The sequence below is a fragment of the Flavobacterium sp. WC2421 genome (assembly GCF_040822115.1).
Lineage (GTDB): Bacteria > Bacteroidota > Bacteroidia > Flavobacteriales > Flavobacteriaceae > Flavobacterium.
This window is the reverse complement of the sequence record NZ_CP162004.1, coordinates 734,694-754,314: the sequence shown is the minus strand read 5'-3', so window position 1 is coordinate 754,314 and position 19,621 is coordinate 734,694. Positions and strand designations below refer to the sequence as shown.

At 33.8% G+C, this 19,621-nt stretch carries 13 protein-coding genes; 5 read left to right on the top strand and 8 right to left on the bottom strand.

What is annotated here, in order from left to right:
• Positions 1 to 32 precede the first annotated feature (32 nt).
• The 6 genes from AB3G33_RS03105 to AB3G33_RS03080 all read right to left on the bottom strand — a co-directional run bounded on the left by AB3G33_RS03105 (position 33) and on the right by AB3G33_RS03080 (position 6,387).
• A complete protein-coding gene (locus tag AB3G33_RS03105; protein ID WP_367772538.1) occupies positions 33 to 1,589 on the bottom strand; it encodes a phosphatase PAP2 family protein in 1,557 nt (518 codons plus the stop codon).
• Complete coding sequence (locus AB3G33_RS03100) at positions 1,579 to 2,502, bottom strand: hypothetical protein (RefSeq protein ID WP_367772536.1); 924 nt, start codon at positions 2,500 to 2,502, stop codon at positions 1,579 to 1,581. The genes AB3G33_RS03105 and AB3G33_RS03100 overlap by 11 nt, the downstream gene beginning before the upstream one ends.
• A 33-nt stretch (positions 2,503 to 2,535) precedes the next feature.
• Positions 2,536 to 2,982: a DoxX family membrane protein gene (locus tag AB3G33_RS03095; RefSeq protein WP_367772534.1), complete on the bottom strand. Its 447-nt coding sequence runs from the start codon at positions 2,980 to 2,982 to the stop codon at positions 2,536 to 2,538.
• A 164-nt stretch (positions 2,983 to 3,146) separates the two neighbouring features.
• Positions 3,147 to 4,274: a hypothetical protein gene (locus AB3G33_RS03090; RefSeq protein WP_367772532.1), complete on the bottom strand. Its 1,128-nt coding sequence runs from the start codon at positions 4,272 to 4,274 to the stop codon at positions 3,147 to 3,149.
• An 84-nt stretch (positions 4,275 to 4,358) separates the two neighbouring features.
• Positions 4,359 to 5,561 (bottom strand): hypothetical protein, encoded by a 1,203-nt coding sequence (locus AB3G33_RS03085; RefSeq protein ID WP_367772530.1) that lies wholly within the window; start codon positions 5,559 to 5,561, stop codon positions 4,359 to 4,361.
• A 286-nt stretch (positions 5,562 to 5,847) separates the two neighbouring features.
• Positions 5,848 to 6,387: a hypothetical protein gene (locus AB3G33_RS03080; protein ID WP_367772528.1), complete on the bottom strand. Its 540-nt coding sequence runs from the start codon at positions 6,385 to 6,387 to the stop codon at positions 5,848 to 5,850.
• 183 nt (positions 6,388 to 6,570) lie between these two features.
• Here AB3G33_RS03080 and AB3G33_RS03075 point away from each other — a divergent pair, with 183 nt between their 5' ends.
• The 4 genes from AB3G33_RS03075 (at position 6,571) to AB3G33_RS03060 (ending at position 11,118) form a co-directional block, all read left to right on the top strand.
• Positions 6,571 to 7,710: an aminotransferase class I/II-fold pyridoxal phosphate-dependent enzyme gene (locus tag AB3G33_RS03075; RefSeq protein WP_367772526.1), complete on the top strand. Its 1,140-nt coding sequence runs from the start codon at positions 6,571 to 6,573 to the stop codon at positions 7,708 to 7,710.
• A 150-nt stretch (positions 7,711 to 7,860) separates the two neighbouring features.
• Positions 7,861 to 8,478, top strand: a complete 618-nt coding sequence (gene bioD / locus AB3G33_RS03070) for a dethiobiotin synthase (protein ID WP_367772524.1) — start codon at positions 7,861 to 7,863, stop codon at positions 8,476 to 8,478.
• Positions 8,479 to 8,560: 82 nt separating this feature from the next.
• On the top strand, positions 8,561 to 9,832 hold the full coding sequence (gene bioA, locus AB3G33_RS03065; RefSeq protein ID WP_367772523.1) for an adenosylmethionine--8-amino-7-oxononanoate transaminase: 1,272 nt from the start codon (positions 8,561 to 8,563) through the stop codon (positions 9,830 to 9,832).
• Between the two features lie 128 nt (positions 9,833 to 9,960).
• Positions 9,961 to 11,118, top strand: coding sequence for a beta-ketoacyl synthase N-terminal-like domain-containing protein (locus tag AB3G33_RS03060; RefSeq protein ID WP_367772521.1), 1,158 nt, complete (start codon positions 9,961 to 9,963; stop codon positions 11,116 to 11,118).
• A 2-nt stretch (positions 11,119 to 11,120) separates the two neighbouring features.
• On the opposite strand, the gene AB3G33_RS03055 is transcribed toward AB3G33_RS03060, so the two are convergent.
• Both AB3G33_RS03055 and AB3G33_RS03050 read right to left on the bottom strand, forming a co-directional pair.
• Complete coding sequence (locus tag AB3G33_RS03055) at positions 11,121 to 14,567, bottom strand: T9SS sorting signal type C domain-containing protein (RefSeq protein WP_367772520.1); 3,447 nt, start codon at positions 14,565 to 14,567, stop codon at positions 11,121 to 11,123.
• A 310-nt stretch (positions 14,568 to 14,877) separates the two neighbouring features.
• Positions 14,878 to 15,354, bottom strand: a complete 477-nt coding sequence (locus AB3G33_RS03050) for a regulatory protein RecX (protein ID WP_367772519.1) — start codon at positions 15,352 to 15,354, stop codon at positions 14,878 to 14,880.
• 285 nt (positions 15,355 to 15,639) lie between these two features.
• On the opposite strand from AB3G33_RS03050, the gene AB3G33_RS03045 reads away from it, so the two are divergent.
• Complete coding sequence (locus AB3G33_RS03045) at positions 15,640 to 19,212, top strand: T9SS sorting signal type C domain-containing protein (protein WP_367772518.1); 3,573 nt, start codon at positions 15,640 to 15,642, stop codon at positions 19,210 to 19,212.
• Positions 19,213 to 19,621: the final 409 nt, after the last annotated feature.

The following is a 19,621-nucleotide window of genomic DNA, read 5'->3' as shown; positions in this document are numbered from 1 at the left end:
TTTAGTATGTTTTTCTATTTGGAATTCTTTAGTTATTCAGCTCCATCACTTTTTGCCCTAGCAATGGCGATATTTCCAACTTTTTGTCCTAACTCTAATCCTTTTTCGCAATCACTTCTATAGTGAATACAGCCATACATTCTTGAATTTGAGGCTTCCAATGCCATTGCTTTAAATTGTAGCTCTTTTGAAGGAATTAAATAAGAAAGCAATGTTGATGCGGCAGCACTAAAAGTGGAATGACCAGAAACATAAGCTGGGAAATTGGGTGTTCCGGTAGTTGTTTTTATCGAAGGATCTACTTGTGATGGCCTAGGGTTGAAATACGTATATTTTGCATCCCAGCAAGAAATTGCGGCATCCATCATGGCGATATTTAATAAGGCCATGTTTCTCGCCCATCGTACTTCACTATAGTTTTCTTGTACAAATGCTTCTGTTGCAATAGCATTCCAGTGACCAGGTGGGGTGTAAGTGCCTACGCCGTCTGCCCAAAATGAAACGATTGCCATATTTTTTCTTGTTGGATTCTTACTAAAGTCTTTAATTTCAGCTAGCTCTTTAGCAAACTGAGGAGATTGTGTTGATGGAGGGGCTATTGGTCGGTTAGCAACCACCATTTCTGGAGTCATAAAGAAGGATTTGACTTTACCAAATAAGGGCAACATAGGAGGTCTAGCAGGAAATTCCAATGACTTCCATGGTATTTCTCCTTTTGCCACGGCTTGGTTTTCTAGTGATTTCCAAATTTCAGGTGTTCCAATCGCTGCGCCAGTACCATCAGATGTTGCTTTAGATATAAATTTGCCTGCAATTTTTCTACCTAAACTGATTCCTGCATCTATATCACTGCGAACATTTGCTCCAGAAATAATGCGATATAGTTTTTCTTCCTCTGCTTTTCCATCAATATAAGCGATTTCCGTAGGGAACAATAATTTTAGTAATTCTACAGTAACTCCAGCCAAAACTGCGTCCTCTGAAGGATAAGATGGCAAAGTACTTTTTGGAATTAATACTTGCAAATTTGTATCTACTGCGAATGGTGCTGCTCTGTTATACAGTTTTTTGTAGTACCAAGTTGCAATAAGGGCATCATATTGTGCCGCACTTACATACGCATATGACCTTGCAGCATAAGGAGGACTTGAGAATGGAAACTGTGGGTTTGCAAAAGGATTTGCTCCAGATGGGACAGGATAAGTTCCGTCTTCATTTTGATAAGGTGGACGATTATGGCGAGCCACAAGTGTACGCATGATTTCATTCCAACGCAATACACCACCAACGCTCCAGTATTTTATTATTCTTTTTTGATCTTCAGTTATGTTTTCTTGATAGCTTTTTATTTCATTTATTTCTCGATTAAAAGCGGGCGTATTTGCTGCAATTGGAGCATCTAGCTGGAATTCATCAGGAGCTGTTAATAATATAGTTTTCCAATTACCCGCCAATTCATCATTGCTTTTTGGATTCAAAGTGGCATATTGTTCATTACTTTCGGTGATATCATTACTACACGAATAGGTTATTGTAAGTAATAAGACAAAAAGAGAGTTTCGAATTATTTTTATGTTTCTATTTTTCATCTTCTTTCTGTGTTTTTTTTAAATTTAAAATATAAAACAAACCACCATAGACAGTGTTTGATTGCCCCACATTTCTTCCGCTAATTACAAAGTTGCATCCGCTAACGATTGACAATTCAGGGAGGTTTTTAAAAGTATATTTAGAATTAAATCCGTATTTTAAAGTGTTCATAGTATTACTTATAAATGGCATATTGTTTTTTGTAATATCAAATCCTCCAGATTGTGTCACCCAATTATCAAGCACGGCTTCAGCAATTAATCTGCTAGAACGATAACCAAATCTAAAATTGACTGCTATGGCATCTGGCATATCGACTTTATTTGTATAATGAATTTCATCCGTTAAATAAGTATTTCGATCAAGTGTAGCATTCCCTCTTTTAATATACGTCCCTGAAATGGTTGTGAATAATTTCCCTATCTGATAATCTCCCATTAGTCTAATTTGCCCTGTTTTAGTATGTAAACCAATACTTAACGGCAAATAATCTGGAGTATAGTTAGAAACGGGTGTCGAAAATCCACCAATTACATATAAGGAAAAAATACCATTACCTATATTTTTTTCTATAGGCATATACTTTAAGGTTAGGGATAAATCTTGAATTCCCTTTTGCCCACTCATGGTTCCGGCAGAAGCATTTGTTTGTACATATGGCAAACTAAATAATACGTTTAAATTATCAGAAATACCATAGTTTCCCATCATTGAAATTGATTTTGTTGAAACGGTTCCCATGTTTAGGTTGTCTCTTTTAATACTTCCTTCCCAATATTGTTTCCAACTACTGTATTGGTAAATTGATCCAACACAAAAATTTTGTTTCCCCATCATAATCGCATCGGTATCTGTTTGGGCGTTCGTTAAAAATGCCGTTAAGAGGAAACAGCATAATATGGTTTTTTTCATTGTTTAGTGTAAGAATTGGTGATTACTCTATTTTTATTTCTTGTTTAATATTGTTTTGTTCGAATTTCCTGCAATTACTAGTGCTCCTGCAATTAAGACTACATTTTTGATGATGTATTGACCCACTAAAGTAGGGCAGTATGGAAAAGCATCAAAACAAACTTTTTGTAATATAAAAACTGGAAATAACGTAGCACACATGTGTAGTAATAGTAATATAATGGTATAAGGGATGAAGCGTTTCACAAGTAAACCAAGGCCAATCAGTACTTCGCAAATTCCTAAAATGGGGACAAATATTTCGGGTCTAAACCAATATACAGTTTCTTCTACTAGTTCTCCTGCGGGGCTCATTCCGAAAATTTTCAAAGCACCAAACCAAATGTAAACAATAGCAAGAGCAATGCGCATTAAGGTAATGCTGTGTTTTTCCATTTTTGTGCTAAATGAAAAATATAAAGAGTTGAAAGTAGCTTCCATAGTATTTTTTTTTTGAAATTGTAAAGTTTCGGTTTTGTCTTCATTTTAGTAATAATAAATGAAGTGGTAATTGGGCAATTGTATTAATTGAAAAAAAATTAAAAACGGACTATTAATTTTACTAAAATAGTATAGTAGACAAATTAATAGTCCGTCGCTTTTCGTTAAAATCTCGTTGATAGTCCTATATTGATTGTATAATCAGCAAATGCTGCATCTCCTTGAACATGAGTGCCAGTTGTAGCTGAATTTTCTTTATCTGTTACACTTTGTGTACGGTTTCTAGCTACTGCAAATGGAACCGATGCAAATAAAATCACTTTTTTATACTCGTAGTTTACCGATGGCTCTACTGACCAAATATATCCTGGTCGGCGAAAATCACCGCTGCCACCTATAATATCATACACTGGGATTCCTTCTACTCTTGCACCAGCTGCTAATGTTAATCCATGGATGTGGTTAAATAAATAGTTAAAGCCCGCTCTCGCCATGTATTGATCAGGTACACTTGAGATAGCTTCATTTGCTAATCTTGGAGATAAAGTTTCTCTATAGGTTCTTGTTCCGTTTTGTTCTCTAGGATTGCTCAAGTAATAGAAGTTACCATACATGCCAAAATTGTCTGTGAAATTATAGAAAGTATTTAATTCTAATGTAATTCCAGTACCTCCATCTCCTAGTTGAATTGATTGGTCAACAGGACGCAACTCATTGGTGCCATTAGGACCTACATTATGCCAATAGTCTTTATAATTATAATCTCCAGTTGCTAGTTTAAGTCCTAGTCCTAGTTGGATATTTATTTTTTTATTTTTAAGAGGGTCTAATAGCCATCTGTAAACTGCAAATCGAATATCACCTAATCCAAATGAACTTGTCGTATTTCTTTCTTTTTTAACATAAACGCCATCCACAAGACCATGTTCGTACAAGGATGAACGTACATTATTTAAAATTGGAATATCTACCATTGCTGACCAGCGATTGTCGATTATTCGAGTCAATGAAAGATTAACGATGGAGGAATAATTGATGACTTCCGTTCCTTGAATTAATCGGTCTTTGTTTTCAGTCGTTCCTGAGAAATGTCTAAAAGACTTAAAATAACGGCCACTAGTTGTAAATTGCCATTGAGCAACATTAGTACTGTCAGGATGAACCATCATGCAACTTGTAGCGTTTCCTTTAATGGCAACGCAACCTTGAGCATTGGTTTTTTGAGTAATAAATAAATTAGTAATAAATAAAATAATAATAAAGACACTGTATAATGAAGATGATTTTTTCATCGTTTATGTTTTAATTGGTTGTTTTTTCATTGTTTTTTTGGTAAAAAATACCACTGACTAAAGGTTGTTTTTTTCTTTAACAAACTAATGTTTCATAGTTACCTTGATCTTATTGTTTAAGCTGAAACGGTAATTATAACCTATGTTGATTGAATAATCAGCAAAAGCGGCATCACCTTGTACATGCACATATTTACTTGGATCTGTAATTGTAGAATTTTGTAAGTTCTGGCTAGCAATATCAGCTGCACTTTGAATTCGGTTTTTAACTACGTTGTAAGGAATGAATAAGCTAAATCCATGTTTGCCTAATCGATAGGAAAAGCCATATTCTACCGCAATAACATAACCAGGACGGCGATAAGCAACTTGACCTCCAAAAGCGTCATATGCTGGAATACCTTCAAATCTTCCTGCTAATGAAACAGTGAAGTTTTCTTTTTTGTCTATAGCAGCCATAACACCTGCACGACCAAAATATTGGTCCGGGCTAGCGTAAATTTCATATCCTTCTAAACCTAATTTTGGGGCTGATTTAAATGTACCGTTTGATTCTCTAGGATTAAACAAGTAGTATCCATTTGCAAAACCGTAAAGACGTCCTGTTAATTGTCGAAATGCTTGTAGTTCTACTGAATAACCAACACCTCCGTCTCCGGGTTGAATTGCTTGATCCATTACAACGCTTTTAATAGTTCCATCTGTTTGTGGTGCATCATCTCTTCGGTCATGGCTACCTGTATTTAATTTCACACCCAACCCTACCATAAGGTTTCCTTTTTTAGCGGTTTTAGGGTCAAATATCCAATAGTTGACGCTTAAACGTGCATCAGCAATTCCATCAGCGTAAACGCTGTATCTATAGGTGTTTTTTACTGGTTTGGTTTGTTTTAATACTTGAGAACGTTCGTTGTTTACATAAGGTAATGTAGCGTTCAACTGAATGCGTTCTGTTAGCCCATAAGAAACATTTAAGTCTACTGCATGAGAATAGATATTAACTGCATTGCCACGCTCTTTTCCATTTTCATCAAAACCGCCACCTGAAGTTTGACGTTGTGGTTGTTCTTCTGTTCCTACAAAGTGTCTCCAAGAATGAAAATAACGATAGTTTGCTCCAACTTGAAAATCTCCTTTGTTTAAATTATAGGAATTGGAAGTGTTCATGTTTTGACCTCCCATTTGACGGACAGCTACACATCCTTGTGCAACAATGTTCTGGTTTTGTATTAATAATATAGAAATTAATAATATGGTATAGATATAATATTGGTTTGGTTTTTTCATTTTATAAATTTAAGTACTGGTTTGTTTTTCTGACTGTTAGAGTCAAAATAAAAGAGTGAAATGATTTTTTAGTAAGAAAAATATCCTAATTTAACAACTATTAACAAGTAAGTTGTCTTGCTTTTGTAATTAGCAAAAAGACCTACTAGTGTAAAGGAATAGTGGTTTCGTTTTAAAATTTGAAAAGCATAATAGCGGTTTGTAACACCGATTTAAATAAATCGCGTTGCTATTTTTACACTAATGTGTCAAATTATAAAATGATTCTACTGAAAGGAATAAAAAATTAAATGAATTTTGGGGGCGTATACAGTGTGGATAAGTAGCCCGAGTTTAAATCTAGATTAAGATACTTAGAAAGTTTCTTTGTGTCTTGATCTGAGTTTGGAGAAAAATGAACACATACAGTTGTGTTAGGGATATAATCTTGAAGAAACGTCTTTAATAATTTTTTTATTGGAGAGTTTTTAGAAGGACTACTATCAAATAATTGATTGTTGACTATGTCTTTTAAATCTTTTCCAATGACATCTCCATAGGAATTTCTTAAATAGTACAAACTAAGGATGTTATTTTGAATCCTTTTTTTGAAAATATGGTAACTTTTATTCTCAATTACAACATTCTCATTTACATATTCAAAATCAGTGTCTTCAATAAATGAATATAAAGTTGCGTTTAGTTCTATAACTTGAAACTCCGAATCGGGCGTTTTTTCTATAGCAGAAACCCATGCTTGCTCGTCTTGATAAGCAAACATTAAATAGTATCCCAGTACATTGTAAAACAATGATACTAATAAGAATAAGGATGCAATTCGTTTCATAGGCTTCGAAAATATAAAAACTATTTTACATTTGAATATTTTTTTTATTTTTATTTCACATAATGTAATTTTAATGCTAAATAACAGTTAAAACGACTTTATGTTTGTTAATTCATGAAAGAAATTGGTTATAAATTAAACTCGCAATTTATAATCCTAAAAAGTTGTTTATTTTTGTTGCTTATGATTCAACTTCCAAAAAAATTATCTGATAAACTGGAAAGCCGTTTGCAAAATAATGCATTGAGGCAATTGCCAATTAGCAAAGGATTAATAGATTTTGCATCCAATGATTATCTTGGATTATCTCAATCAGATACTATTTTCCATAAAACCCATCAATTTTTAATTGATAACAATGAAATTCATAATGGAGCAACTGGTTCTAGATTGTTATCAGGAAATCATAAAGTATATCAACAAGCCGAGGATTATATTGCTCAATTCCATAAATCCGAATCGGCTTTAATCTTTAATTCGGGCTATGATGCCAATGTGGGCTTTTTTAGTTCGCTTCCGCAAAAGGGAGATTTAATACTTTATGATGAATTATGCCATGCCTCCATTCGGGATGGTATACAATTATCTCATGCTAAAGCGTATAAATTTGATCATAATGATTTTGAAGATTTAGAAAGATTAATTCTTCGAAATCCAAATACTACCATTTATATTGTTACCGAGAGTGTTTTTTCTATGGATGGAGATGCGCCAAATCTGGAAGAATTAGTACAAATTTCAAATAAGTACGATTGTCTTTTGATTGTTGATGAGGCGCATGCTTTAGGAGTTTTTGGTGAAAAAGGGGAAGGATTAGTTCAAATGCTTCATTTACAAGATGCCGTTTTTGCCCGAATTATGACCTTTGGAAAAGGATTGGGTTGTCATGGAGCTGCAGTTTTAGGATCTCCAGAATTAAAAGACTATTTGGTCAATTTTGCTAGAAGTTTTATTTACACGACAGGACTTTCTCCTCACTCCGTCGCTACTATTTTAATGGCCTATCAATTTTTGGAAAATAATCAAGAAAACATCAATAATCTCCGTGAAAATATAATTCAATTTAATCAACAAAAGATTTTATTAGGCTTAAAACCTCTTTTTGTACATTCTAAATCAGCTATACAATCAGCTATTATTCCAGGAAATGAAAAAGTAAAGTCAATTGCTAAACAATTTCAAGAAAAGGGTTTTGATATAAAAGCAATTTTGTCACCTACAGTTCCAGAAGGGCAGGAGCGACTCCGTTTTTGTTTGCATAATTTTAATTCTAAAGAAGAAATATCAGAAGTATTAAGTTTGTTGGGTACCTTTGTGTTTTAGCTCAGTTTTACACAAAGTTTTAAAATTAAAAACGGAGGATAATTGGAAAAAAATTAACACACTAATTCTTTGTGTACCTTCTTTTTTCTCCGTGTATCTTTATGAAACCAAAAAATTCGTTTAATCATTATTATCAGTGGCCTAATTTATATGAAACTATTTATTACAGGAATTGGAACCGATGTAGGAAAAACAATTGCATCATCCATCATAACCGAAGCGCTAGAAGCGGATTATTGGAAACCCATCCAAGCGGGTGATCTAGAAAATTCAGACAGTCATAAAATACAGTCTTTTATTAGAAATTGTAAAACGGTAATTCATCCCAATAGTTATCAATTAAATACGCCAGCAAGTCCGCATCTTGCGGCTGAAATTGATGGAATTACCATTGACTTAACTAAAATTACAGCACCTGAAACTTCAAATCACTTGGTTATTGAAGGAGCTGGAGGGCTTTTTGTCCCCATAAATAATGATGACTGTATCATTGATTTAATTCAACCTGATTACAAAGTAATTGTAGTGTCTAGACATTATTTAGGAAGTATTAATCATACGTTATTGACAATCGAAGCTCTGAAAAATCGTAAAATTGCTATTGCTGGAATTATCTTTAGTGGCGAAGAAAACAAAGCAACAGAATCTATTATTCTCCATAAGACAGGAGAGAAATGTATTGGAAGAATTGAGCAAGAACCTTATTTTGATCAAAATGTAATCCGAGAATATGCTGATCAATTTAGAGAAAATTTACTAAAATTATAAGTGCAAGGGCAAGTTGGCATAAACAAACCTGATTTCAATGGTTTTCTTGCTTCTTGTCTCTCACTTCTTTTATCTTTGCAAAATGAACTTAACAGAAAGAGACCGCCAATATCTTTGGCATCCTTACACACAACATAAAACGGCTGCACTTCCTATCGCTATAAAAAAAGGAGAAGGTGCTTTGCTTTGGGACGAAAATGACAAAGAATATATAGATGCCATCGCTTCTTGGTGGGTAAATCCTTATGGGCACAGTAATAAATTCATTGCTGATGCTATTTACAAACAACTCACAACATTAGAGCATGTCCTATTTGGTGGTTTTACGCATGAGCCCGCAATTGTTCTTGGGGAAAGGTTAATCGAAATTTTACCAGATAATCAGCAAAAAATATTTTTCTCGGATAATGGTTCTACTGCAGTTGAAGTAGCTATAAAAGTGGCACTGCAGTTTTTTTTCAACAAAGGAGAAAAGCGAACTACCATTATTGCTTTCGAAAATGCTTTTCACGGCGATACTTTTGCAGCCATGGCAGCAAGCGGAATTTCGTTTTATACTCAGGCCTTTGAAGGGATGTTCATTGATGTAGTTCGGATTCCGGTACCAGTAAAAGGGAAAGAGCAAGAAAGTTATGAGGCGTTAAAAACTCAAATAAATAATAATAATTGTGCTGGCTTTATTTTTGAACCCTTAGTTCAAGGAGCAGCAGGAATGGTAATGTACGAACCAGAAACATTAGATCAATTAATCAAAATTTGCCAAGAAAATAATGTATTGACTATTGCCGATGAAGTGATGACTGGTTTTGGAAAAACAGGAAAAAACTTTGCTATGGATTATCTTAAGGAAAATCCAGATATGATGTGCTTGTCAAAAGCCTTGACAGGAGGTACAATTCCTATGGCGATTACCACTTTTACTTCAGCTATTTTTGACGCTTTTTATGACGAAGATATTAATAAGGCATTATTTCACGGACATACATTTACCGCAAACCCTACAGGTTGTGCAGCAGCGTTGGCTAGTTTAGAATTGTTAACTACTTCCGAAATGCAGGCTAATTTAGTTCGAGTGAATGCAAGTCATCTTGCTTTTCAAAACAAAATCAAGCAGCATCCAAAAGTGGAGACTACCCGAGTTTTAGGAACTATTTTTGCTTTAGAGATAAAAACAGACGGTGTAGCAAGTTACTATGGAAGTATGCGAAACAAACTCTATGATTTTTTTATTGAAAATGGAGTGATTTTACGTCCCGTAGGGAATATTGTTTACATTTTGCCACCATACATTATTTCCAATATCCAATTGCAAAAAATATATCAAGTAGTCGAAGATGCTCTAGAAATAGTTTAAATTTTTAGAAAATAATTTTCCTAAATATCAAAAGGAATCACAAAGATTCGCAATGTTGTTATTTCAGCTTCAAAGCTAGTGTGCTTTGCGAAAAACTTTGCGACCTTTGCGGTTAAATCAATACAACTTTGTCTCAAATAATATCCATCACCGCATTTTCATCTGTTTCTCCATTAGGAAATGATCCCGTAAAAATATGGGAGAATTATCTAAATGAAGCACACTGTTTTGTAAAACAACATTTGGATGAAGCACCCACATTTATAGCACCCTTAGATACTAATTCGGTTCAAAAAATCGAATTATTGAAAGAGTCAGATTCAAAATACAAATCCTTAGACAAATCGGTTTTGTATGCGATGGAAGCGTCTCGGTCTGCTATGAAACAAGCAGGTTGGGGTTCAAATGATGTTTTTGGAATTAACATTGGCTCTTCCCGCGGTGCAACTGAATTATTTGAGAAACATTATCAAGAGTACCTTGAGACAGGTAAAGCGCAAACATTGGCATCGCCTACAACAACCTTGGGAAATATTTCTTCTTGGGTTGCCCACGACTTACAAAGTACTGGTCCTGAAATTTCGCATTCTATAACTTGCTCTACTGCTTTGCATGCCCTATTAAATGGAGTGGCTTGGCTACGAGCTGGAATGGTTGATAAATTTCTAGTTGGAGGAAGTGAGGCTCCCTTAACTGATTTTACAATTGCTCAAATGAGAGCACTTAAAATATATTCTCGAAATAATGATGCGTATCCCAATCGCGCTCTTGATTTAGAGAAAACTCAAAACACGATGATTCTGGGTGAAGGCGCAGCAGTTTGCTGTTTAGAGATTGGTAAAAAAGATAATGCCTTGGCTTATATTGAAGGAATTGGTTATGCCACAGAATTATTAGAGCATAATATTTCCATTTCGGCAGAAGCCACTTGTTTTCAAAAATCAATGAAAATGGCATTGAAAGAGACTAAACTTTCCGATGTTGATGTGATTGTAATGCATGCTCCAGGAACTATAAAAGGAGATTTGACAGAATATCTTGCCATTCAAAAAGTTTTTGGTTCAACTCTTCCCTTACTGACGTCAAACAAATGGAAAATAGGGCACACTTTTGGCGCTTCAGGTTTATTAAGTTTGGAACTCGCTCTATTAATGATGCAACACAATAGGTTTATTGGAGTCCCTTTTGCAGAAGTGCAATCACAAACCAAACCCATTAAAAAAGTATTAGTAAATGCTGTTGGATTTGGTGGAAATGCTGTGAGTGTGCTTTTGTCTTGCCCTTAAATTTATAAGATAACTTTAGCTGTTTTGATTTGTTTGTCTTCTAATGTTGTTTTTACAATAACAACTTGGTTATTGATACTTAAATCGGTCGTACTGAATTTTAAATTGTTAATTTCTTTTTGACTGTAAATTAACTTTCCACTTATATTAAATATTTGTACTGATTGAATTAGCTTAGTTTGTGAATCTAGTTTAATTTGTTTCCCTTTTTTATAAACTGCAAAATTACTGTTTGATGGAGTAAAGGTATCAGTTCCTAATGTTTTATTAGTGTATTTTATTTCAAATCGGTCATTAAAAACACCTTTTTCTGTTGTGAAATCATATGGTTTTTCTGTTAAGTTATGAGTAATATCGAGTAATTTATCTTCTAAGTAAACCACTTGAGTTGTAAAATCACCATCAACTTGGTCTATGCCGATGCTAAAATTACCATCAATAACAGTTGTATATCCAATAGGTACTATATCAGTATCTTTAAATGGTAAAGCACGTCCTTGTATTGTTAAAATCTTGTCTTCATTAATACTGTAAAAATCTACAAATTCATTTCCGTCAAAACTTTCGCCATCAAATGAATCATCATAGTCATCAGTAGCATCAGTGATGTAACCAATTAAAGTTTGTTTGAACGCACCTTGGTCATTATATAGGTCAAGCCATAATCTATTTTTCTCAATGGTTTTACTTTCGGTTGTTTTTGAATTTGAGCTAAATTTAAAAAACTGATTATTCGTTCCAGTTATTCCATTAGCTCCCACTCGCATAGTATTGTTAAAAGTGGCGGTACCAATCGCTTTACTGGTGGTAAAAAAAGCTTGACCAGAAGCAATTTTTCCAGTAGGAATATTTGCATTTACTGCACCTGAGTTTGTAGAACTAATTGCTTTGGCAGTACCAACTCCTCCAGTCAAATTATAAGAAGCATAATCATCTGATGAGTAGGCATATGTTCCTGATCCTGGATTAGGTGTATTCAATGCAATATCAGTATTATGTGTCCATAAATAAATGGTTCCTTCTAATAAACTGCTATTAGCTGTTAAAAATGAGCTAGCATCCAATGCTGAAGGGTACGGATTTCCTAATAAGTTTGAATTTCCTGCTTTACCAATTCCAATAGTGATGATGCCATTATTAGGAGCTCCTTTAAATGTCCCATCAAATACACTCAATGGTTTTGGTGAAACATAGTCTTGAGGACCACGAATTGTATATCCTTTTCCTTTAACCATTGTGATAGAATTATCCTCTTGTTTCCAGTCATCAATAGTTTCGTTGAACGAATAGAATTTATCACCAGAAGTATTAGGGGAAAGGTTGTATAATGTTTGAGGGGAAACTGGTGTGGACCAATAAGTATAATCAAATTTATCTATAGGAGTTGTAGAACGGATGTAGGTTATATTCCCAGAGTTTGTATAATTGTCTTTTGCTTGAACGATGCTTCCGTTATTTTTTACAATTAAGTTTGAATTAGTGTCAACTGTTAAAGTTGTTTGAATTATTAAATTTTTATCAGATTCAACCGTTAAAGTATATCCATTTGAAATTTGACAAGAACATACGCTTAAATCATTTGTCAAAATCAAATTATCAGAGATTACTACTGATGTTGTTGCATCAGGTGTACCATTCCAAGCACCATTGGAGTAGGTTAATGAAGCAGGAACTGTAATTGAAATAGGAACTGTGTTTTTTATAGGACAAGACCCGCTTTGAACAACTGCTCTGTAATATCGTGTCGTACTAATGTTTCCCATTAATGCACTAGTTAAAGTAGTTGCGGTTGATGCTATATCAGTAACTCCACTAGTAAAAGCATTGTCATTTGCATATTGCCATTTGGTAATACTTCCTACATTCCCCGCTATTGTTATCGGGTTTGGACTAGTATTTTTACAAATCGTGGTTGCAGTTGAACTTAATGTTCCTGCTGTGGTTCCAGTATTGACAGTAATTGTTTTTGTTACTCCAGATGTTGTATATGTTGAACAGTCTATTATTCTTGTCCAATACGTTGTAGTAACAGTGGGGTTTATTACATAATCAGGAGTCGTTTGTCCGGTTATAATGTTACTACCTATTGTACTTCCTGTTCCCCATTGATAAACGGAGTTTGAGGCTAGTATTCCTCCAGTAGCAATCAAAGTTGTTCCTCCCTCGCCCGTACAAAGCGTACTTGCTCCGGATATGGAAGTAGGAGCTGTAGATGTTTTACAGACGGTATAGTTGAACGAAACTCTAGATTGCCCACCACTTTCAAAATACTCTAAGACAAAATTGGTATTTCCACTTAGATAAACAGTTGCTGTTTTTGATTGATAAGCATGACCAGTCCAATCACTTAAATTAGTTAAAAAAGTTGCTCCACCATCAACACTTAAACGATATCCATCATCCCCTCCAACCGTAAAAGTATAATAGCCTGCGTCGAGGTTTTCTTGCATTTTAAAGCGTATAGCAAAATAATCAGCATAACTGGAGCACAAATTAGGTCCAGAAATGGAACCATTCACTAAATCTAAATTAAACATTTCAGATTGCGTTATATAGCCAATGTAGTTTGTTGTAAAAGCATTACTTGGTGGATTTCCTGTATTTGTTGGTGCATAAACATATCCAATCCATGAGTTACTACCATAACTGGTTTGATCACCTGGGTTTGGATTTACAGTTACTAATTGTGATGCAGCTCCAGTTGTGACATTACATGGAGAAGAATCAATTCTTCTTACCCAATAGGTTGTGCTCGTAGCTGGGGTAACAGTTATTGAACTTGCTGTTTGTCCTGCAATAATATTACTACCTACAGTTCCAGTTCCCCATTGGTAAGTTGTGGAGCTATTTGCTGAACCTCCAGTTGCTGTAAGGGTTGTGGCAAATCCATTACAAATGTTGTTATTACCCGTAATTGAAGTAGGAGCGGTAGAACAAGGATCTACGGTATAGTTAAATGATACTCTTGAATCTCCTCCTGTTTCAAAATATTCTAAAACAAAGTTTGTATTACCACTTAAGTAAACAGAAGTTGTAGAACTAACATACCCATGGTCGTTCCAGTTGTTGATTATATAGGTTGTTCCACCATCTATGCTTAAACGATATCCATCATCACCACCAACGGTAAAATTATAAGTTCCTGCCGGCATGGTTTTATTCATTTTATACCGTACTGCAAAATTATTAGCATATGTACCACATAAATTTGTTCCTGAAATAGACCCAGATCCTAAATTCTGATCGAAAATTTCTGGTTGATTGACGAATCCTTGGTAAGTAGTTGTGAATGCATTGCTGGGAGGATTTCCACCGTTAGTATTTGCATATACATAACCTATCCATGCGCTAGCTCCATAACTAGTTTGGTTACCTGTTATAGTACACTGAGCATTTGATGACTCTATAAATAAACAAAAAAAGAATAGTAATAGTAATTGTTTATGCATATTAGCATTAATTAAGTTTATGGACTAAAACTCTATTTACGATGTTTAACAAAAAAAGGTTTTACTTATTAAAATTTAATCGACAAGTAACCGTAAAATCCGATAAATTAATCTTTTACAAATATATGTAAAAGATTTCTTGTTATTTAGATTTTTTTTCTAATTGAGTTTTACCCTGTATTTTTCTAAAATTTTGGGGTAATTATAAATTTTGAGGTTTAGTTTTACTAATTTTATAAGTTTTGCGATTGTGGAGGGTGCCTTTATTTTTCCTGACTATTTGTTTTAAAAGCAATTGCAAATTAGTAAGTTATTTTGGAGTTTGTTCTAATTCTTTGATTTTCGAATAGATCAAATCACTTTCAAATCCTTTTCGAAGTAAATAGTCACAAAATTTCTTCCTTTTTTTTAATTTATTTGATTCGTGAATTGATTCCCAATGTCTTTCAGCTAATACATGAAATGTTGTTTCATATTCTTCGGGTGTAAATTCTTTAAGAGCTAGGTTAATATTGTAGCTAGTTATATTTCGAAATTTTAATTCGTTAACAATTCTAATCTTTCCCCAATATTTGATTCGGTGCTTTCCTCTTGCAAAACTACAAGCAAAACGACTTTCGTTAAGAAAATTTTCATTTATAAGATGAGTTATAATAGTGCTTATTTCCTCTTGATCCATTTTCATGCTTCTCAATTTTTGCTCTACTTCATCATGACAACGTTCTTGATAGGCACAATAATGTTCTGCTTTTTTGATAGCTTCTTTTATGGAAAATACATCTTTCATTTTGGATTTTTAAGGGTTTTAAATTGAAATTCTAACTTAAAAAAGGTCAGTTTGTTATTTAATTTAGTTGTATAAAGAAGGATTTATTTATTAAAAAATAAAGTTACAATGAATTGTATGTAAGGTATTTAGTCGTTTTATGTGTGAAAAATGATGTTATATCGGATTAATGTGCAAGTTAACGACTTTGTTGTATTGTTTAATTTATTTTTAATTTATTTTGTATATGTAAGTTTTTTCTTTTTAGAGATTACACTACTTTGAATATTAACAACTTAGGGAAATATGATAAAAAAATTACTCCTGCCCTTTTTTTTAGTCTTAGTTCAGATTACCGCTTTTGGAGCAAACATTTCGAGTACATCAACTGGAGGTAATTGGTCGGCATCGTCAACTTGGGTTGGAGGTGTAGTTCCTGCTTCTACCGATAATGTGACGATTGTTTCCGGAAGCACAGTGACTCTTGATGTTACACCTATTTACGCAAATACTATAACTATTTCTGGGACATTAGATTTAAATAAAAATGCCGACATATATTTATATTCTTCATTAATTGTTGTAACGTCTCCTAATGGTCACATTAATTTTGATCATTCTGTATTGAGATTACCTTCAAATGTTGCACTATATCTTCAAAATGGTCCAGCTAGTTTGAATGGAAGTTGTAATAATAATGATGAAATTTTTGTAGGGGCTACTCAATATGCGGTTTGTGTAGGTGGTGGGGCTTTGTACTTATTTGATCAAATTGAGACTGCTGGAGGTATAAATGTTGTTACTACAGGCGCTATCGGAACTTCACAAATAATTTGTAGTGGAGTTACCCCGTCAACATTGACTTCTACGACACCGGGTACAGGTTCTGGGACAATTACCTATGAATGGCAAACGAATGCCAGTGGTAGCTATGTTACTATAGGTTCAGAAACGGCAGCTACATATTCCCCACCTGCTTTATCTTCAACAACAAGCTATAAACGAAGAACGAAATCGGTTGTTCAAGGAACTACTTTTTATTCAGCATATACAACAGCTGTGACTATCACAGTTAATACTTTTCCTAATAATATAAGTAATGGTTTTATAGCGAGTACTATTTGTACTGGAGGTAGTCCACAACTGATATATGATGCAGATGATACCACTTTTACAACCCCATACAGTATAACTTATAAAAATGATACCACTTTACAACAATTTACAGTCTCAATACCAACTGCTTCGCCTTATAGTTTTACGCCAGGGGATAGTCCTACATCCAATACTGGGTATACTATAGTTTCAATATCAAATGCGACGTGTACCAGAACCAGTGGTATTATAAATGCTGGGGCTAATTTAATTGTTAGACCTATGGCTAATGCAACAATTAGTGGTTCAACAACTGTTTGTGCTGGTGCTTCATCTCCTAATATCACTTTTACAAATCCTAGAACTGTGGCTATTACAGTTATTTATAATATAAATGGAGGTTCTAATCAAACTGTTAATATAAGTGCCAGTAGTAATGTAAATGTACCAGTTGCAACAACTGCTACTGGTGTTTTTCTTTATAATTTAGTCAGTGCAACTTATCAAAGTACACCTAATTGTTCTAGCACAATTTCAGGAAGTGCTACGGTTACTGTAAATCCTAACTTACCTGCAAGTGCAAGTATTGTGGCTTCTCCATTAGGAGCGATTTGTTCAGGGACATTAGTAACTTTTACAGCTACACCAATAAACGGAGGCGCAAATCCAACTTACCAATGGTATAATGGAGTAACAATAATAAGCGGAGCGACATCTTCAACCTATACATCTTCAACGTTAGTTAATAGTGATGCTATAAAAGTAATAATGACTTCAAATGCAACTTGTGTAACAGCTAGTCCAGCAACTTCAAATACTCTAATTATGACAGTGAACCCAAATTCACCAGCGAGTGTAAGTATTGTAGCTTCTCCATTGGGAGCGATTTGCTCAGGAACATCAGTAACTTTTACAGCTGCACCAATCAATGGAGGTACAACGCCAACTTACCAATGGTATAATGGAGCAACTTTAATAAGTGGAGCTGTCTCTTCAACCTATACCTCTTCAACCTTGTCTAATGGAGATGCGATAAAAGTAATAATGACTTCTAATACAACTTGTGCAATAACTAATCCAGCAACTTCAAATATAGTTACAATGACTGTTCCAGCAGCTGCTATTTGGAATGGATCATGGACAAATGGTCCTCCTACAAGTGCTCAAGCGCTTATATTTAATGGGTCATATACTATAGCAGGAGATATGGAAGCATGTTCTTGCCAAGTGAATTCCGGAAACGTTACCGTTAATTCTGGAGTTACTTTGAAAATAACTAATGGGGTTACTATTTCAAGCGGATCGCTTAATTTTAATAACAATGCAAGTTTAGTACAAATTAATAATTCGGCTACCAATATTGGAAATATAAATTACAATAGAATAACCCCGGCAATTATAAATACCGATTATGTTTATTGGTCTTCGCCAGTTTCTGGGAGTACTTTGGGAGCTTTATCCCCAAATACACTAGCAGGAAAGATGTATTCATATGATGCTTTTGCCAGTCCTGAGGATTGGAGGCAAGAATCTTCAGGAACAGTTATGGCACCTGGAAAAGGATATATAGTTAGAGGGCCAGAATATGCACCACCTTTACCTCCATTTCCATCCCCTTTTTCTGCTACTTTTGTAGGTATTCCTAATAATGGAATAATTAAAATTCCCATTGGAGGAGTAAATACTTCAAACTTGATTGGAAATCCTTATCCATCAGCATTGGACGCTGATTTGTTTTTATCTGCAAATAGTGCTGTTCTAGAAGGAACTATTTATTTTTGGACACATAATACAGCAATTCAACTAGCCTCAGACATTATTGATGGAAGTGCTGGTTCTGGAGCTTATGCTTATACCTCTAATGACTATGCATCATATAATTTTACAGGAGGTGTTGGCGTTGGAACTCCAGCTACTACTTTAGGTTTTAATACTTCAAGTATCCCATCTGGAAAAATAACATCAGGGCAGTCTTTTTTTGCAACTAGTGTTGCTAGTGGTCAAGTAGCAACATTTAATAATGGCATGCGAGTGGATGTATTAGGAGTGAAACTAGACAATTCTCAGTTTTTTAAAAATGCGTCAAACTCTAAATCAGTTGAGGTGATTGAAAAAAACAGAATTTGGTTAAACTTGACAAATACTCAAGGTGCATTTAAGCAAACATTAGTAGGGTATATTTCAGGAGCCACAAATGATTTTGATAGTGGATATGATGGGGAAAGTTATGACGGGAATGAATTTATTGATTTTTATAGTGTTTATAAAGATAAAAATTTGGTAATTCAAGGTAGAGCTTTACCATTTGAAGATTCGGACACCATTTCTTTAGGTTATCGTTCCACCATTTCAGGAGAATTTACTATAAATATTGATCAGGTTGATGGTTTATTTGCTGGTAAAGCCATTTATTTAAAAGATAATGTAACTAATAGTATTCATAACTTGAATGAATCTGCTTATAATTTTAAAACTGAAACAGGTACTTTTAATGATCGTTTTGTGTTAAGTTATACTAATAAAATGCTTGCAACTGATAATTTTGATATACTTGAAAAAGGAGTTTTAATTTCAAATAAAAATAAAGAAGTAAAAATAAATTCATCAGTTGAAAATATCAATACGGTAGTAATTTATGATTTATTAGGAAGGCAAATTTATAAGAAAGCCAATGTGAATAATAAAGAACTAATTATTCTAAACTTACTTTCAGCTAAGCAAACAGTGTTAATAAAGGTAAGTTTGCAAGGAGGAGAAATAATCCATAAAAAAATGATAAACTAAAATTTTTAAAAAAGTATATATCTAATCCCATTTTGTTTTGAACAAGATGGGATTTTTATTTATAGATTTTTTTTAAACTTATATGTTAACTTTTTTATACTACTATTTTTTGATTACAGTTTTTATTAGAAAATTAGTATTAATAGAGGTTGGTTGTAAACGCGTTTTGTTTTACAACAAAATGAACTGGTGTTTATAATAATTAAAATAATGAGCTCTCTTTATTGCATTTTAATGAATTTAAAATTTATTGATAAAAAAAGCAAACACTGAATGTTTATTTTGTGCGATTTTTTTTTCAATCCATTCAAAACCTGTTCTTAATCGGATTTAAACGCTTATTGCCGATTAAATTTTATAATTCATAAAATGACAAGCGATATTGCTAAAATCTATGTGGTTTTGTTTT

Bases quoted from the DNA above. Each gene is read 5' to 3' on its own strand.
- AB3G33_RS03105 (WP_367772538.1), bottom strand. From the start codon at position 1,589: ATGAAAAATAGAAACATAAAAATAATTCGAAACTCTCTTTTTGTCTTA.
- AB3G33_RS03100 (WP_367772536.1), bottom strand. From the start codon at position 2,502: ATGAAAAAAACCATATTATGCTGTTTCCTCTTAACGGCATTTTTAACG.
- AB3G33_RS03095 (WP_367772534.1), bottom strand. From the start codon at position 2,982: ATGGAAGCTACTTTCAACTCTTTATATTTTTCATTTAGCACAAAAATG.
- AB3G33_RS03090 (WP_367772532.1), bottom strand. From the start codon at position 4,274: ATGAAAAAATCATCTTCATTATACAGTGTCTTTATTATTATTTTATTT.
- AB3G33_RS03085 (WP_367772530.1), bottom strand. From the start codon at position 5,561: ATGAAAAAACCAAACCAATATTATATCTATACCATATTATTAATTTCT.
- AB3G33_RS03080 (WP_367772528.1), bottom strand. From the start codon at position 6,387: ATGAAACGAATTGCATCCTTATTCTTATTAGTATCATTGTTTTACAAT.
- AB3G33_RS03075 (WP_367772526.1), top strand. From the start codon at position 6,571: ATGATTCAACTTCCAAAAAAATTATCTGATAAACTGGAAAGCCGTTTG.
- bioD (WP_367772524.1), top strand. From the start codon at position 7,861: ATGAAACTATTTATTACAGGAATTGGAACCGATGTAGGAAAAACAATT.
- bioA (WP_367772523.1), top strand. From the start codon at position 8,561: ATGAACTTAACAGAAAGAGACCGCCAATATCTTTGGCATCCTTACACA.
- AB3G33_RS03055 (WP_367772520.1), bottom strand. From the start codon at position 14,567: ATGCATAAACAATTACTATTACTATTCTTTTTTTGTTTATTTATAGAG.
- AB3G33_RS03050 (WP_367772519.1), bottom strand. From the start codon at position 15,354: ATGAAAGATGTATTTTCCATAAAAGAAGCTATCAAAAAAGCAGAACAT.
- AB3G33_RS03045 (WP_367772518.1), top strand. From the start codon at position 15,640: ATGATAAAAAAATTACTCCTGCCCTTTTTTTTAGTCTTAGTTCAGATT.